Below are 15636 nucleotides of genomic sequence, written 5' to 3' on the forward strand. Positions count from 1 at the left end.
TTCCTCAGCTGCGCGGTGCGAGCGTCCAGCGGGCGCCGTCGGCCCCGTCCTCGACGCGGATGCCGGCAGCGGTCAGGGCATCGCGGATCTCGTCCGCGCGCGCCCAGTCCTTGTCCGCACGGGCGGCCGCCCGTGCGCTCAGCTGTGCCTGGACGAGCGCGTCCAGGGCGTGGCGCTCGGTCTCGTCCCCGGCGCCGGCGTCCTGCCACTGCGCGCCGAGGGGGTCGAGGCCGAGGACGTCGAGCATCGCGCGCAGACGCGCGAGCCCGGCCGCGACCTCCGACGCCTCGCGGCCGGCGGCGAGCAGGGCGTTGAGCGCGGAGAGCTCGCGGTGCACGACGGCGAGCGCCTCGGGGACGGCGAGGTCGTCGTCCATCGCGGCGATGAACTCCACCGGCAGCTCCACGGCGCCGTGATCGACGTCGGGTGCGGCGGCGGGGGCGTGCTCGGTGCCCGCGAGCTGCTCGGCGGCACGACGGGCGGCGGCGCCGAAGCGCTCCCAGACCGTCGTCGCCTCACGCAGCGAGCTCGCGTTGTACTCGACGTTGGCGCGGTAGTGGCCGGAGACGAGGGCGAGCCGCACCACCGGCACCGGGTTCTCGGCGAGCGCCTGCGCGGCGGTGACGAAGTTGTCCAGGCTCTTGCCCATCTTCAGCCCGTCCACGGTGAGCATGCCCGAGTGCATCCAGCGCTGCGCGAAGCCGTGGCCCGCGGCGTGGGACTGGGCCTGCTCGTTCTCGTGGTGGGGGAAGCGCAGGTCCAGGCCGCCGCCGTGGATGTCGAAGGTCTCCCCGAGGTACTTCAGGCTCATCGCGGAGCACTCGAGGTGCCAGCCGGGCCGGCCGCGTCCCCAGGGCGTGTCCCACGAGGCGGTCGCGGGCTCGGAGTCCTTCGCGGCCTTCCAGAGGGCGAAGTCGCGGCGGTCCCGCTTGCCGGGCTCGGTCTCCTCGCCGGAGTCCTGCATGTCCTCCGGGCTCTGGCGGGTGAGCGCCCCGTACTCGGGGAGCGACGCGACGGAGAAGTACACGGAGCCCCGGCCGTCCGGGTAGGCGTGGCCGCGCTCGATCAGCCGCTCCATGAACGCGATCATCTCGGGGACGTGGCCCGTGGCGCGCGGCTCGTAATCGGGTCGACGGTTGCCGACGGCGTCCAGCAGGGCGTGGAAGTCACGCTCGAAGCGCAGCGACCAGGCCCACCACTCGGCGTCGTTCTCCGCGGCCTTCGCGAGGATCTTGTCGTCGATGTCGGTGACGTTGCGGACGTGGGTGACCGCGTACCCGCTGCGCTCGAGCCAGCGCACGAGCACGTCGAAGGCGAGGAAGGTGCGCAGGTGCCCGAGATGCGGGCCGCCCTGTGTGGTGGGGCCGCACACGTACAGCGACACCGCCCCCTCGCGCACCGGCGTGAGCGCGGTGGTGGTGCGGGTGGCGGTGTCGTGCAGGTGGAGAGTCACGCCGACCAGGGTACCGGGCGCGCGGCCCGGGATCGCCCTGGTGGGGCGCGGGTCTCAGGAGGAGCTGGAGGAGGTGGCGGTCGTGGCCGCCGGCTTCCCGTAGAGCTCCTCGAAGGTGTCGTCGTAGGAGACCGTGTTGCTGCGGCGCTTGCCCTGGACCGCGCCGACGGCGGACTGCGCCGTCTCGATCGTGGTCTCGGGGGCCTTGAGCTTCTTGGAGACGAGGAAGGCGACCAGGCCGGCGATCGCGCCGAGCAGGATGAACACGCCCGCCACGATGAGGAAGGACGCCCAAGCCGGCAGTCCCAGGGCCTGCAGCCCGGTGGCCGCGGCGAACAGCAGCATCACCCAGGCGGAGAGCAGGAGGAAGAGCAGCACCGCGGCGCAGGCGGCGATGATGCCGACCTTGATGCCGAGGGCGGTGAGCTCCTTCTTGGCGATGTCGATCTCGTGATGGACGACGCCGAGGATCTCGTCCTTGATGGACTGGACGAGCTCACCGATGGACCGCTGGGTCGGCGGCGTGCTCGGATCGTTCGTGGTGTTGATCATGGTCGGAGCCTATCGCAGGGTTCGCAGAGTCAGGAAAGGGGGGAGACGCGGGGTCGGCGGTCAGTCGACCGAGATCCGCTTGCGCTTGGGCGACTCGGCCCGGGGGCCGGCGGAGCTCGAGCGGCGCACGACGACCGTGGGCGCCACGGCGACGTCGCGGGCCTCGACCTCGTGGCCGGAGACGCGCTCGACGAGGAACTGCGCGGCGAGCGCACCGAGGCGATCGGAGTTCGGGTCGACGCTCGTGAGCTGCGCGATGCCGGAGGAGGCGAGCGAGGTGTTGCCGTAGCCGGCGACGGCCAGCTGGTCCGGCACGGAGAAGCCGGCCTCGCGGGCGGCGGAGAGCACGCCCACGGCGGTCACGTCGTTCGCGCAGGTGACGGCGGTGGGCACGTGGCTGCCGCGCAGCAGCATGTTGCCGGCGGTCTGCCCCACCTGCTCGGTGAAGTCACCGGGCTCGATGCGCGCGTGGTCCTCGAGGCCGTGGCGCGCCATGGCGCGCCGGAAGGCGTCCGCGCGCTCGCGGGCCACGGCCGCGCCGACCCCGCCGACGTGCGCGATGTCCCGGTGACCCAGGCCGACCAGGTGGTCGACGAGCAGGCCCTGGCCCACCTCGTCGTCGATGCGGACGGTGTCGATGCGGCCCACGTACTCCTGCGAGCAGCCGATGCCCACGAAGGGGCGGTCGCCGGTCGCCGCGATCACGCTGTCCATGTCCGCGAGGTCGGAGACCATGAGGAAGCCGTCCACGCCGAGCCGCACGAGGGACTCGATCGCGTCGGTGTCCGCGGCGACGGGGTACTCGGGGACGCGGCGACGGGTCGGGACCACGACGGCGGTACGGCCGGTCGCGGTGAGCTCGATGCGGATCGAGCGCACGAGGTCGGAGATCCAGGTGTTGCGCATCGTGTTGACGAGCACGGCGACGACGCCGCGGTGGTCGGTCTCGCCCGCGAGCTCCTCCAGCGGGAAGCGGAGGCGCTCGGCCTCCTCCTGTACGCGGCGGCGGAGGGCGGGGCGGATGTCGTCCATGCCGCGCAGGGCGCGCAGGGCGACCGCGCTCGAGATGCCCAGGGAGTTGGCCACGTCCCGCAGCGAGCCCTGGGGGGAGGTCGAGGACGAGGACGCCTCGTCGCGCTCGGTGGGGGCCGGGTCGCCGGCCGGGGTCTTCGCGTCACTGCTCATGGACCCATTGAACCGCATCGGTGGGCGGGGACGGGCCTTCCCGGGCGAGTCCCCCGCCACGTCGGGGCGGGGGCTATCCCCCGCGGGATCCGTCGGAGTCCCCGGTGGGGCCGGTCGCGGGCCGCCGCATAGTGTCCTGTCCATGGACGACACCTCCGCCCCGCCGGCCCCCGGCCGCACCCGGTCGGCCCCGCGCCGCGCCCGGGTGACCCCCGCCTCGCTGGCCTCCGTGGTCATCGGCGGGATGCTCCTGCTCACCTGGTTCTGGATCTCGCTGACCCTGCTGCTGACCGGGATCGGCAGCCTGCCGGCTCTCGGCAGCGGGTTCCTGCTGCTCGTGCCGTGGGTGCTCGCCATGCGGGCCGCCGTGATCGTGGAGCGCCGCCGCGCGGTCGCCGTCCACGGCCTCGAGGTGATCGTGCCCGCGCGCCGCCGCTCGGCGCGCACCGGGTTCGCGGGGTGGCTGCACGGGCTGTGGCTCGACGTGTGCTCGGGCTGGTTCTGGAAGGGCGTGCTGCACCACCATCTCGCGATGCTCGTCGCCGGGGTCTTCGCCCTGCTCTCGCTCGTGGCCCTGTTCGTCTCCTGGGTCGCCGTCGACGTCGCCGTGCGCCACGGCGCGCTCACCCTGGGCACCGTCGAGCTCCCCCGCTGGGGACTCGCGGGGATCGGCGCGGCCGCGCTCGTGGTCTCCCTGCTGATGCTCGTGCTGGGTGCGCTCTCGGACCGCGGGCTCGCCCGTGCGATGATCTCCGGCTCCGAGGAGGACCTGCGCGGCCAGGTCGCCGAGCTCGCCGTGCGCCGCCAGGGGGCGGTCGACGCCGCCGCCCAGGAGCGGCTGCGGATCGAGCGGGACCTCCACGACGGCGTGCAGCCGCGGCTGGTGGCGCTCGGCATGACGCTCGGCATGGCGCGCCAGAGCATCCGCACGGACCCGGACCGCGCGGAGGAGCTCGTCACCCGGGCGCACTCGGAGACCAAGGCGGTCATCACCGATCTCCGCCAGCTCGCCCGGGGCATCCACCCGGCGGTGCTCACCGACCGCGGGCTCGACGCGGCGCTCTCCGCGCTCGCCGCCCGCTCCGCGGTGCCTGTCGACCTCCAGGTGGACCTGCCCCGCCCGCTAGACCGGGAACGCGAGGCCGTGGCGTACTTCGTGGTCGCCGAGGCGCTCACGAACATCACCAAGCACGCGGGGGCGCGCCGCGCCTCGGTGACCCTCACCCAGACCGAGGACTCCCTGCGCGTGCGCATCGAGGACGACGGCCGCGGCGGCGCCCGCGTGCACCGCGACGGCCGCTCGACCGGGCTCGCCGGCCTCACCGACCGGGTGCGCGCGACCGGCGGCCTGCTCGAGGTCGCGAGCCCCGAGGGCGGCGGCACCGTGCTGCTCGCCGTGGTCCCCCTGCCCGACGCCATTCCGCCCCGCTCCCCCGCGACGCCCGCCCGCGTCGCCGTCCCCGCCCCTGAGGAGGTCACCCGATGAGGATCGTCATCGCCGACGACGCCGTGCTGCTGAGGGCGGGCCTCGAGCGCCTGCTCACCGACGCCGGCCATGAGGTCGTCGCCGCTGTGGGCGAGGCGACCCCGCTGCTCCACGCCGTCACCGAGCACTCCCCCGATCTCGCCGTGATCGACGTGCGCATGCCCCCGAGCTTCACCGACGAGGGCGTGCGGGCGGCGACCCTCATCCGGGCGCAGGACCCGGACGTCGCCCTGCTCGTGCTCTCCCAGTACGTCGAGGAGCGCTACGCCTCCGAGCTCATCGCGGACTCCCCGCGGGGTCTCGGCTACGTGCTCAAGGACCGCGTCGCCGACGTCGAGGACTTCCTCGGCGTGGTCGACGAGGTGGGCCGGGGCGGCACCTGGCTCGACCCGGAGGTGGTCCAGCAGATCTTCGTGCGCTCTCGCCGCCGACGGGTGCTCGAGCAGCTCACCCCGCGCGAGCGGGAGGTGCTCTCGCTCATGGCGCAGGGTCGCTCCAACCAGGCGATCGCCGATGCCCTGTTCGTCTCCGCGGGGAGCGTGGAGAAGCACATCTCCTCGCTCCTGACCAAGCTCGACCTCCCGCCCGTGGACGGCGAGAACCGCCGTGTCATGGCGGTGCTCCGCTACCTGGAATCGGAGGACCGCTCATGACCGCCCTGCCCCCCGCTCCCGCCCCCGCCGCCGCGCCGGCCGCGGAGCCCCGTCACCGTCTCGACCCGCCCCGGCACCTCACACCGGATCCTCGCCGCGACCGCCCGTGGCGCACGGCGAGCGTGCTCCTGGGCTCGCTGATCGTCCTGCTGGTCCTGGTGCTGCTCGCGGCGAGCGTGCTCATCCCCTGGTACCTCGACCGGAACATGACCACCGTCGCCTCCACGCAGGAGCTCGGCAGCCCGACCGCGCTCTCCCTCGAGGCCGATGTGGGCGACGTGACCGTCGTCCGGGAGGCGGACGCGCAGCAGGTCACGCTCTCCCTCGTGGAGTCCGGCGCGACGACGCCGCCGCCGGCCGGGGAGACCGTGCTCGCACGGTTCACGGACTCCGGCACCGCCCAGCACCCGGCGATCTCGGTGCGCCAGCCCTCCGGTGGGAACCCCGTGCCGTGGCTCGACGACACCCGGGACCTCCTGCTCGTGGTCCCCGAGGATTTCGACCTCGACCTGGACATCCAGCTGGACTACGGCGACGTCGAGGCCCAGGGCTCCTTCTCGGCCCTGGACGTGCAGGCCGACACCGGCGCCGTGGACCTGCAGGACCTCACGGTGAACGGCCCGCTCACGGTCGCGACGGACTTCGGCGACGTCTCCGTCGACCTCGCCGCCCCCGTCACCTCCGGCGTCGACATCACGAGCGACACCGGTGAGGTCGACCTGGGGCTCGCCCCCGATGCCGCCGGGGACGTCCGGATCGCCGCGGACCTCGGCAGCGTCACCGTCCGCGCGCCGGGCACGGCGCGCCGCACCGTCGACGCCGTCACCGACCTCGGCGAGACGCGCGTCGATCCGCTCATCACCGGGGCCGACGGCGACATCGTCGGCCACATCGCGGTGGAGTCCTCGTCGGGGGACGTGATCGTCACCCGCTGACCCCGCACGAGGAGGACGCCGGCCGCGACGGGATCCCGTCGCGGCCGGCGTCCTCGCTGCCGGTCCGGTCCGCGCCTCGGGCGCGGACCGCTCGTCCCGGTCAGCCCTTGCCGGTGAGGCCCTTCTGGATGAGATCCATGACCGAGGAGTCGGCGAGGGTCTGGGTGTCCCCGACCTGTCGGTTCTCGGCGACGTCGCGCAGCAGGCGGCGCATGATCTTGCCCGAGCGGGTCTTGGGCAGCTCCGTGACCAGGAGGACCCGCTTCGGCTTCGCGATCGGGCCGATCTCCTTGCCCACGTGCTGGCGCAGGATCTCCACGGCCTTGTCCTCGCCGCCGGCCTCCGCGACCGCGTCCTCGGTGCCCGAGCGCAGGATGACGAAGGCGACCACGGCCTGACCGGTGGTCTCGTCGGCCGCGCCGACCACGGCCGACTCCGCGACCCACTCGTGGCTGACGAGGGCGGACTCGATCTCGGTGGTCGAGAGGCGGTGCCCGGAGACGTTCATGACGTCGTCCACGCGGCCCAGCAGCCAGATGTCGCCGTCCTCGTCCTTGCGGGCGCCGTCACCGGCGAAGTACTTGCCGGGGAAGCGGGACCAGTAGGTCTCCTCGAAGCGCTCCGGGTCGCCCCAGATGCCGCGGAGCATCGACGGCCACGGCTCGGTGAGCACGAGGTAGCCGCCCTGGCCGTTCTCCACGGGCTCGCCCGCGTCGTTGAGCACCTCGGCGCTGATGCCCGGGAGCGGCACCTGCGCGCTGCCCGGCTTGGTCTCGGTGACGCCCGGGAGCGGCGAGATCATGAGCGCGCCGGTCTCGGTCTGCCACCAGGTGTCGACGATCGGGCAGCGGTCGCCGCCGATCACGCGGCGGTACCACATCCATGCCTCGGGGTTGATGGCCTCGCCGACGCTGCCCAGCAGGCGCAGGGAGGAGAGGTCGAACTTCGCGGGGATCTCCTCGCCCCACTTCATCGCGGTGCGGATCGCGGTGGGCGAGGAGTACAGCTGGGTGACCTCGTACTTCTCGACGATCTCCCACCAGCGGCCCTGGTGCGGGGTGTCCGGGGTGCCCTCGTAGATGACCTGGGTGGTGCGGTTGACCATCGGCCCGTAGACGACGTAGCTGTGCCCGGTCACCCAGCCGACGTCGGCCGTGCACCAGTAGACGTCCGTGGACGGCTTGATGTCGAAGGCCGCGCGGTGCGTGTACGCGGTCTGCGTGAGGTAGCCGCCCGTGGTGTGGACGATCCCCTTGGGCTTCCCGGTGGTGCCGGAGGTGTAGAGGATGAACAGCGGGTGCTCGGCCTCGACCCACACGGGCTCGTGCTCGACGGAGGCGGTCTCGCGCGCCTCGTGCCACCACACGTCGCGGCCCTCGGTCCACTCGACGTCCCCACCGGTGCGGCGCACCACGAGCACTTTCTGGACCGACGCGCCGCCGCCGGCGAGCGCCTCGTCGACCGCGGGCTTGAGCGCCATCGCCTTGCCGCGACGGAACTGGCCGTCCGCCGTGATGACCACGCGGGCCTCGGCGTCCTCGATGCGCGAGCGCAGGGCATCGGCGCTGAAGCCGCCGAAGACCACCGAGTGCGGGGCGCCGAGGCGGGCGCACGCGAGCATCGCGAAGACGGCCTCGGGGATCATCGGGAGGTAGATCGCGACCCGGTCGCCGGTGCGCACACCGAGATCGATGAGCACGTTCGCCATCCGCGAGATCTCGTCCTTCACCTGGGCGTAGGTGTAGGTGCCGTCGGAGCCGTCCTCGTACTCCGCGAGCAGCGCGACCTGGTCGCCGTGGCCGGACTCGACGTGGCGGTCCACGGCGTTGTAGGCGGCGTTCAGGGTGCCGTCGGCGAACCACTTCGCGAACGGCGGGTTCGACCAGTCCAGCGTCTCCGTGAACGGGGTCTTCCAGCTCAGCAGCTGCGCGCGCGAGCGCCAGAAGCCGAGGCGGTCACGAGCGGCCTCCTCGTAGAGCGAGGGGCGCGCCACGGCGTTCTGGACGAACTCGGTGGGCGGCGGGAAGGTGCGGCTCCCGGAGCCGAGATGGTCGATCCCGGTGACGGCGTCGTCGGACATCAGCGCTCCTGTTCCTGGACCCGCGAGGGCCCTGGGCGTTCGGTTCGGCACCCACCATAGCGCCTGAGACCCAGGCCACAGGTCGCGGTCCGAGGTTCCTGCGGCGGCGCCGTCCGCGCCCCCGCGCCCGGTGCCCTCAGCCGTCCTGCCGGGGATGGATCTCGAGCGCGATCCCGTCGGGATCGGTGACGTGCACGGCGCTCATGCCCTCGTCCTCGACCACGCGCGCCTCGTGCCCGGCCGCGGTGAGCCGGTCGGCCAGCGACCGGAGATCCTCCGTCGTGGAGAAGCCCAGACGCACCTGGAGCGCGTCGCCGTACTCGGAGGAGGTGGCACGGGTGCGGGGCGCTCCCGGCAGCGGAGCGTGCAGACCGATCGAGCCCGCCCGGCCCGGCCCGCGCAGCTCCTGCCAGCCGGGCGCGGCGGGGCCGACGGGGGCGAGGCCGAGGTGGCCGAGATGGGCCGCGTCACGCTCGGGGTCCTCGCTCGCGAGCACCGCGACGACGGCGAGCCGGGCGTCCGCTCCGGAGGCGTCGTGGCCCTGGTAGCCGTACAGGTCCTGCTGATCCTCGTTCAGGGAGATGCCCTCCCCCGCCGGTCCGTCGATCCGGCCCTGGCGGCCGAAGCTCTCGTCCCACACGGAGACCTCCACGCCGGCCTCCTCGAGGTGGGCCGCGGCGGCGTCCGCATCGGGCACGGCGAGGCACAGGTCGGTGTCCCCGGGGCGGGCACCGCTCGCCGCGCCGGCGACGGAGTGGAGCATGACCCGTCCGGCGCCGGCGGCGAGGTCGCCGAAGGCGTCGTCGCCCGCGGTGACGAACCGCTCGAGGCCGAGCGTGCGGAGGAACGCGATCATCGCGGGGACGTCATCGGTGAAGCGGAGGGGGAAGACGGTGAACATGGGGGTGTCGGAGGCGGGGTCAGTGGTGGTCACGGGATCTCCTGCGGTGGGGGCGGGACTGACGACGTCAGGCGCGGTCGCCGTCGAGATAGCGCCGGAGCGCCTCCTCGACGAGCGCGCTGAGGCTGAGGGACTCGTCGATCGCTCGGTGCTTGACCTCGCGGACGAGATCCGGCGGCAGGTACACGTTGAACTGCACCTTCGGGGGGCGGGACCTCGAGCTGCTCTCTACCATGCGAGGATGCTAGCAATGGTGGACGAGCGCGGCAAGGGCTCGACGGTGCGAGCCGGCGAGGGGCCCGGGGCACGGAGCGGACGCGCAGGTCCCCGCACCTCCGACACACGGCCCGGAGGACGGGCGCACCTGCGGCGACGACGCGTCGCGACTACCGTGGTGCCCATGGCACTCCCCTCCTCCGACGGTCCGCTCCGCGGCGCCGCCGGTCCGCACCTCCCCGCCCGCACCGGGGAGAGCGCGCCGCGTCCGGGCGCAGGGGTGCGGTGAGCATGGCGCTGCACCGTCCCGGCCGGCTCGCCCACGCCCGCACCGCCCTGCGGCTGCGGGCCGCGACGCGACCCCGGTCCGTCGTGCTCGTCGACGTGCACGGCGAGCTCACCGCCGGGGACCTCCAGGGTCATCTCCAGCTGCTCGAGCGGCGCGGGGCGGAGCGCCCGCGGCTCGGCGAGCTCCCTCCCTGGGCGCCGCTGCGCCAGGTGCTCGTCACGGCGCTCGCCGGCCACGGCCACCTCGACCTGCGCTCGAGCGGCACCACCGGCGCCCCTCGGGTGCTCGAACGCGGGCCGCTCACCGCCCCGCAGCTGCGCACGCTCACCGACCTCGCCCGCCGGATCGGCGTGCGCAGGGGAGCCCGCGTGGCGACCGCGATCCCCGGGGTCCACGCGCACGGGTTGCTGCTCGCCCTCGCCGCGCTGAGCGCCGGGTCCCCGCTCGTGGACGTGAGCCATCTGCGGGTCGTGGACCGGGTCGCCCTGCTGCACCGCACCTCGCCGCGGATGCTCGTGGGCACCCCCGTGCACCTCGCGGACATCCTCGCCGCGGACCGCGAGCTCAGCGGCCACGTGCCGCTGCGCATCGACCGGATCGTCTCCACGACCGACGTCCTGCCCGACGAGCTGCGCGCGGACCTCGCCCGCCACTGGCACGCCCGGGTCCACGACGTCTACGGGAGCGTCGAGACCGGGACCCTCACCGTGGACGGCAGGCCGCTCCACGGCGTGGAGATCCGGGTGCGGGACGGCGTGCTGCGCACCCGAACCTCCTTCACCCGCCGGCGCTGGCTCGTCACCGACCACGGCGAGATCGACGAGCAGGGCGCCGTGCACGTGACCGCGCGGGCCGACGCCCCGGACGCGAGCCCCGGCATGCTCCGCGACCCCCGCGGCGTGGTGCGCCTGCTGCAGTCGCAGGACGGCATCCGCTCGGTGCATCTGCGCTTCGTGCCCGACGAGGAGCTCGGCCGGCGCACCGTCGCGCACGTGGTCCTCGAGGAGGAGGAGCACGAGGAGGGACGCGTCATCACGCCGCACGGGGTGCGGGCGCTGGTCCGGGACCGGCTCGGCGCCTCCTCCGTCCCGCGCGAGGTGCGGATCAGCAGTCGGGGACGCTGACCGGGACCCCCTTGCCCATCGTCACGGCGAGCCCGCCCATGGCGGTCTCCTTGTAGCGCTCGGACATGTCCTTGCCCGTCTGCCGCATGGTCTCGATGACCGCGTCGAGGGACACGAAGTGCTCGCCCGTGCCGCGCAGCGCGAACCGCGCCGCGGTGATCGCCTTGACGGCCGCCATGGCATTGCGCTCGATGCACGGCACCTGCACGAGCCCGCCCACGGGGTCGCAGGTGAGCCCGAGGTTGTGCTCCATCGCGATCTCCGCCGCGTTCTCGACCTGGGCGGGCTTGCCGCCCATGGCCTCGCACAGCGCGGCCGCGGCCATCGAGCACGCCGAGCCGACCTCGCCCTGGCAGCCCACCTCGGCGCCGGAGATCGACGCGTGCTCCTTGTACAGCGAGCCGATCGCCCCGGCGGTCAGCAGGAAGCGCACCGCGATCTCGTCCGGGTCCACGCCCTCGATGTACCGGGTCGCGAAGTGGAGCACGGCGGGGATGATCCCGGCGGCCCCGTTCGTGGGCGCGGTGACGACGCGACCGCCCGCCGCGTTCTCCTCGTTGACGGCGAGCGCGGCGAGGGAGACCCACTCGAAGGCGTTCATCGGCAGGCGCACCGGGTCCTCGGCGCTCAGCGAATCGAACCACGACGCGGCGCGTCGCTTCACCTCGAGGCCGCCCGGCAGCACACCCTGGGTGCGGACGCCCCGATCGATGCACTCGCTCATGACCTGCCAGATCGCGAGCGCCCCGGAACGGATCTCCTCGTCGCTGCGCCACTGCCGCTCCCGCAGCAGCATCGCCTCGGAGATCGAGATGCCGCGCTCCTCGCAGACCCGCAGCAGCTGCGCGCCGGTCGTGAAGATCGCCCGGCCGTCGTCCTCCGCGGCGAGCTCCGCGAGGGGGCGGTCCATGTCCGCCTCGTCCACGACGAAGCCGCCGCCCACGGAGAACATGGGCCGTCGGGCGATCTCCTCCCCCTCGGCGTCGAGGGCGAGGAAGGTCATCCCGTTGGAGTGCTGGGGCAGGAAGGTCAGCGGGTGCAGGACGATCGTGGAGGGCCGCAGGGAGACGGGCACGGCGCCGCCCAGCAGCAGCCCGCCCTCCGCCTCGATGCGCGCGACCCGCTCCCGGGCGGCGACCGGGTCGACGGTCTCGGGGTCCGCTCCCTCGAGCCCCATGACGACGGCGTCGAGGGTGCCGTGGCCCGCCCCGGTGGCCGCGAGGGAGCCGTAGAGGTGGACGGCGACGTCCGCCACGCGCGGGCCGAGCGCGGGATCGGCGAGGATCTCACGGGCGAACAGCGCGGCCGCCCGCATCGGTCCGACGGTGTGCGAGCTCGAGGGGCCGATCCCGATCTTGAACATGTCGAACAGGCTGATGCTCATCGCGAGCCGCGGCCCTTCCCGCCCGCGCCGGGGCCGCGGCCACGGCCGGTTCCGCGCCCTGTGCCGCGACCGGCGTCGGACCCCCCGGAGCGCCCGCGACCGGCATCGCCGCCGCGCCGCCCGCGACCGGTGTCGGCTGCGCCGTGGCGACCACGGCCGCCCTGCTCGGCGCCCTCGACGCGGCCACGACCGGAGGCCCCTCCGCGCGGGGCGCGGGTGGGGGCGCCGGAGCGTCCCCGGGACCCGGCACCGCCGGCACGTCCGGCGCCGCCGGGGCGACCGCCGCCGCGGCGTCCGGAGCCGCTCTCCGGCTCCTCCTCCCAGGAGGCGCGCCGCTCCTCGTTCGCGCGGCGCTCCTCCGCCCTGCGCGCGCTCGCCCCGCCCTTGCGGCTGAGGTCGAGCTTGCGGGGGGCGCCCTTGTACTTCACCGCGGCGGGGTCCTCGGCCGGCTCGCCCGACGGCGTGCGACCGCCCAGCGCCGCGATCGCCTCGACCGAGGCGTCGGGGGCGTCGGCCCAGGTCCCCTCGACCTTCGCGCCCTCGAGCACGGAGCGAGTGACCTTGACCTGGTGCGGGAGCGCGAGGGTGACGACGGTGCCGGCGGCGCCCGCGCGCGCGGTGCGTCCCGAGCGGTGCACGTACTCCTTGACGTCGTCGGCCGGGTCGACGTGGATCACCATCGTGACGTCGTCGATGTGCAGGCCGCGCGCGGCGACGTCGGTCGCCACGAGCACCGGGTAGGCGCCCTGCCGGAACCCGGCGAGCACGTTGGTGCGCAGGCCCTGCTGCTTGTTGCCGTGGAGCGCCGCGGCGGGGACCCCGACCTCGATGAGCTCCTGGGCGACGCGCTCCGCGCCCAGCTGCGTGCGCGTGAACACGAGGGTGCGGCCCTCGCGGTTCGCGAGCTGGGCGGTCACCTCGCGCTTGGCGGAGGGGGCGATCGCGAGCACGTGGTGGGCCATCGTCTCGACGGCTGCGGCGACCGGGGTGGTCTCGTGGGTGACCGGGTCCACGAGGAAGGTGTCGACGATCTCCTCGACCTGACCGTCCAGCGTCGCCGAGAAGAGCATCTTCTGGGTGCCCATCTCCGTCGCGGCGAGGATGTCGCGCACCTGGGGCAGGAAGCCCAGATCGGCCATGTGGTCGGCCTCGTCGATGACCGTGGTCTCGACACGGTCCAGGAAGATCCCGCCGCGCTCGGCGAGGTCGATGAGGCGGCCGGGCGTGGCCACGACGATCTCGACGCCGCGGTTCAGGGCCTCGGCCTGCTTGTCGATGTTCATGCCGCCGGAGACGAGCTGGGCGCGCACGCCGATGGCGCGGGCGAAGGGGTGGATCGTGTCCACGACCTGCACGGCGAGCTCACGCGTGGGGACCAGCACGATGCCCAGCGGCCGACGGCGGTGCACCTTGCGGTGCCGGAAGCGGGCGGTCATCGCGAGCGTGAACGCGAGGGTCTTGCCGGAGCCGGTCTCCGCGCGGGCGAGGACGTCGCGACCCGCGAGGGCGTCCGGGAGGATCGCCTCCTGGATCTCGAAGGCGCGGTCGAGTCCCTGCTCGGCGAGCACGCCGAGCAGCTCCTCGGGCAGGGCCATGTCCTCGAACCGGCTGGATCGGTGGGTGGAACGGCGGCGAGCCTTGGGCATCGTGATCCTCCTGACGGATGCGGGCGCCCCCATCATCGCGCATGGGAGACTGGTGCACGTGCTGCGCACTCTCATGACCTCGAAGATCCACCGTGCCACGGTCACCCAGGCGGACCTGCACTACGTGGGATCGGTGACGATCGACGCCGATCTCGTGGATGCCGCCGGCCTGGTCGAGAACGAACAGGTGACGATCGCCGACATCACCAACGGCGCCCGCCTGACCACCTATGTGATCCGCGGCGACGCCGGGACCGGTGTGATCGGCATCAACGGCGCGGCCGCCCATCTGGTCGCCCCGGGGGACCTCGTCATCATCATGGGCTACGGCCAGCTGGACGAGCGCGAGGTCGCCGAGCACGAGCCGAAGGTCGTCCACGTCGACGACCTCAACCGGATCGTGGCCCTCGGCCACGACGGCGCCGAGCCGGTCCCGGGCATGGCCGACCAGATCAGCGGCCGCCACAGCGTCGGGGCCCGCTGACCGCTCCCCCGGCCGGGTTCCGTCCCGCGCGCTGGACCTCAGCAGCGGGCATCGACCCACCCCTATAGGATCGGGACCGTGCTGACCCCCGTGCCCTCCCCCGCCCGATGAGCGGGGTCCTGGCCGGGTTCTTCATCGTCTGGACGCTCATCGCGATCGGATGGATCGCGGGGCGCACCGGGATCCTCGGTCCCCAGGGCCGCTACGTCCTGAACCGCGCGACCTTCTTCCTCGCCTCCCCCGCCCTGGTGCTCGTGGGCCTGCTCGGCTCCGACCCCCGCGAGGTGTTCTCGGTGCCGATGGCGGTGGCCGGCATCTCCGGGCTCCTCATGGGCGTGCTGCTGTGGGTGGGCCTGCGGCTGTTCACGAAGCGCCGCGGCACCGAGCTCACGATCGCCGCGATCAGCGGCTCCGTCGTCAACGGCGCGAACATGGGCTTCCCGATCGCCGCCTACGTGCTCGGCGACATCTCGCACGCCCTGCCGGTGATCCTCTTCCAGCAGGCGGTCTACACGCCCCTGTACCTCTTCGTCCTGCACGCGCAGACCCAGGAGTCGAGGCTCGGGCTCGCCGGCGTCGCCCGCAGCATCGGTGCGAACCCGACGATCATCGCGGCCGCCGTGGGCGGGGTGCTCGCCGGCGCCGGCGTGCGGCTGCCCGAGGTGGTCCTCGAGCCGTTCTCCTCCCTCGGCGACATGGCGATCCCCGCGATGCTCCTCGCCTACGGGCTCTCCCTGCACGGGTCGAGGCCGCTCGCGAAGGACGACGGCTACCGGGGCCTCATCGCGATCTCCTCGATCGCGAAGATCGTGCTCATGCCGCTGCTCGCGCTCGGCATCGGGCTGCTGTTCGGGCTCAGCGGCCACGGGCTGTACGAGGTCGTCGTCATGGCGGCCCTGCCCACGGCGCAGAACGTCTACGTCGCCGCCGCCCGCTACCAGGCCGCGGAGAACCTCGCCCGGGACACGGTCCTCATCACGACGATCGGCACGGTCCTCGCGCTGCTCGCCGTCTCCGCGCTGCTCGGCGTGTGACTCCCGACCGGCTCCCCCGGGCAGGCAGGACCGACCCGCACGACGCGCGGTAGCATGGCCGGGTGACTCGACGGCTCCTGCTTCCGTAGCCGCGTCGGACAATCCCGCCTCCCCCGCACCACGGTGCCGGGCGCGGAGCTCGGGACCGGCGCGGCTCCCCTCGCCTGTGCGGGGGTTTCTTCATGTCAGGACCGTCGTGCGGAGGCTCCGCACC

14 protein-coding genes are annotated in these 15636 nt (G+C 73.7%); 6 read left to right on the forward strand and 8 right to left on the reverse strand.

Features of this window, described 5'->3' with window-relative positions:
• Positions 1–4: 4 nt before the first annotated feature.
• The 3 genes from cysS to ACYVAP_RS09855 are packed head-to-tail and all read right to left on the reverse strand — an operon-like array spanning position 5 to position 3190.
• Complete coding sequence (gene cysS / locus ACYVAP_RS09845; protein ID WP_498860510.1) at positions 5–1453, reverse strand: cysteine--tRNA ligase; 1449 nt, start codon at positions 1451–1453, stop codon at positions 5–7.
• A 54-nt stretch (positions 1454–1507) separates the two neighbouring features.
• A complete protein-coding gene (locus tag ACYVAP_RS09850) occupies positions 1508–2005 on the reverse strand; it encodes a phage holin family protein (protein ID WP_137771080.1) in 498 nt (165 codons plus the stop codon).
• A gap of 60 nt (positions 2006–2065) precedes the next feature.
• Positions 2066–3190 carry a LacI family DNA-binding transcriptional regulator gene (locus tag ACYVAP_RS09855; protein ID WP_498860511.1) on the reverse strand — a complete coding sequence of 375 codons (1125 nt, stop codon included), beginning with the start codon at positions 3188–3190 and terminating at the stop codon, positions 2066–2068.
• Between the two features lie 142 nt (positions 3191–3332).
• On the opposite strand from ACYVAP_RS09855, the gene ACYVAP_RS09860 reads away from it, so the two are divergent.
• From ACYVAP_RS09860 to ACYVAP_RS09870, 3 genes are read left to right on the forward strand one after another with little or no spacing between them, the layout of a single operon-like run.
• Positions 3333–4676, forward strand: coding sequence for a sensor histidine kinase (locus ACYVAP_RS09860; protein WP_498860512.1), 1344 nt, complete (start codon positions 3333–3335; stop codon positions 4674–4676).
• Positions 4673–5329 (forward strand): response regulator transcription factor, encoded by a 657-nt coding sequence (locus tag ACYVAP_RS09865; RefSeq protein WP_137771083.1) that lies wholly within the window; start codon positions 4673–4675, stop codon positions 5327–5329. The genes ACYVAP_RS09860 and ACYVAP_RS09865 overlap by 4 nt, the downstream gene beginning before the upstream one ends.
• Positions 5326–6264, forward strand: a complete 939-nt coding sequence (locus ACYVAP_RS09870) for a DUF4097 family beta strand repeat-containing protein (RefSeq protein WP_498860513.1) — start codon at positions 5326–5328, stop codon at positions 6262–6264. The genes ACYVAP_RS09865 and ACYVAP_RS09870 overlap by 4 nt, the downstream gene beginning before the upstream one ends.
• Positions 6265–6364: 100 nt before the next feature.
• On the opposite strand, the gene acs is transcribed toward ACYVAP_RS09870, so the two are convergent.
• The 3 genes from acs to ACYVAP_RS09885 all read right to left on the reverse strand — a co-directional run bounded on the left by acs (position 6365) and on the right by ACYVAP_RS09885 (position 9480).
• Positions 6365–8344, reverse strand: a complete 1980-nt coding sequence (gene acs, locus ACYVAP_RS09875; RefSeq protein WP_498860514.1) for an acetate--CoA ligase — start codon at positions 8342–8344, stop codon at positions 6365–6367.
• 136 nt (positions 8345–8480) lie between these two features.
• Positions 8481–9278, reverse strand: a complete 798-nt coding sequence (locus ACYVAP_RS09880) for a VOC family protein (RefSeq protein ID WP_498860515.1) — start codon at positions 9276–9278, stop codon at positions 8481–8483.
• A 34-nt stretch (positions 9279–9312) separates the two neighbouring features.
• Positions 9313–9480, reverse strand: a complete 168-nt coding sequence (locus ACYVAP_RS09885; RefSeq protein ID WP_264451556.1) for a ribbon-helix-helix domain-containing protein — start codon at positions 9478–9480, stop codon at positions 9313–9315.
• 272 nt (positions 9481–9752) lie between these two features.
• Here ACYVAP_RS09885 and ACYVAP_RS09890 point away from each other — a divergent pair, with 272 nt between their 5' ends.
• Positions 9753–10874: an AMP-binding protein gene (locus tag ACYVAP_RS09890; RefSeq protein WP_498860516.1), complete on the forward strand. Its 1122-nt coding sequence runs from the start codon at positions 9753–9755 to the stop codon at positions 10872–10874.
• Here the strand turns inward: ACYVAP_RS09890 and ACYVAP_RS09895 are convergent.
• Positions 10855–12258: an L-serine ammonia-lyase gene (locus ACYVAP_RS09895; RefSeq protein ID WP_264451554.1), complete on the reverse strand. Its 1404-nt coding sequence runs from the start codon at positions 12256–12258 to the stop codon at positions 10855–10857. The two genes, ACYVAP_RS09890 and ACYVAP_RS09895, sit on opposite strands and share 20 nt — an antisense overlap.
• Positions 12255–13904: a DEAD/DEAH box helicase gene (locus ACYVAP_RS09900; RefSeq protein ID WP_498860517.1), complete on the reverse strand. Its 1650-nt coding sequence runs from the start codon at positions 13902–13904 to the stop codon at positions 12255–12257. Before ACYVAP_RS09900 ends, ACYVAP_RS09895 begins: the two co-directional genes overlap by 4 nt.
• A gap of 58 nt (positions 13905–13962) precedes the next feature.
• On the opposite strand from ACYVAP_RS09900, the gene panD reads away from it, so the two are divergent.
• Positions 13963–14388, forward strand: a complete 426-nt coding sequence (gene panD, locus ACYVAP_RS09905; protein ID WP_137771089.1) for an aspartate 1-decarboxylase — start codon at positions 13963–13965, stop codon at positions 14386–14388.
• A 107-nt stretch (positions 14389–14495) separates the two neighbouring features.
• Positions 14496–15422: an AEC family transporter gene (locus ACYVAP_RS09910; RefSeq protein ID WP_103384931.1), complete on the forward strand. Its 927-nt coding sequence runs from the start codon at positions 14496–14498 to the stop codon at positions 15420–15422.
• Positions 15423–15636 lie beyond the last annotated feature (214 nt).

This window comes from Brachybacterium horti (assembly GCF_054777615.1).